Raw genomic sequence first — 444 nt, 5'->3', positions numbered from 1 at the left:
CGATGAGGCAGCCCGCGTGCCCGTCGTCGGTGGTGGCCAGGACCATGCCCGCCGCACCGGCGGGGGCCTGTTCGAGACAGGCAAGCAGATGGCAGAGCGCGAGCACGAAGGTGGCGCTGTAGGTGTCGCCGAACCGATCGACGAGCGCCGTCTGGTGGACGGTCATGCTGGCGCCGGGCAGCCGCGCGATGGCGCGCCGTTCGATGTCGGCAATGCGAGGCTCGGCCGCGCCGCACAGGCAACAAGCGACCACCTCGGACGCATCGAGGCCGGCTTGCGTCAGGGCTTCGCCGATGCAGGCCAGTGCGCCCTCCACCGCGTGGTCCAGCGCCAGATCCCCGGCCGGGCCGTCGACGGGTTCGCTGTAGCGCCCGTAACGCAAGGCCAGGATGGCCACCCCTTCATGCTGCAGCGTGGTGCGCTCGAGCGAGAACATCGCGCAGC

The 444-nt window shown here is 71.2% G+C and carries 1 protein-coding gene; it reads right to left on the bottom strand.

From position 1 onward, the window contains the following. Positions 1–444 (bottom strand): hypothetical protein (locus AB4Z35_RS30575; protein WP_442101239.1); only part of this gene is annotated, 444 nt, incomplete at both ends.

Source organism: Pseudomonas sp. KB_15 (assembly GCF_052114525.1).
Taxonomy (GTDB): domain Bacteria; phylum Pseudomonadota; class Gammaproteobacteria; order Pseudomonadales; family Pseudomonadaceae; genus Aquipseudomonas.
The sequence above is the reverse complement of the archived record's forward strand: the minus strand, read 5'-3'. Positions and strand labels throughout refer to the sequence as shown.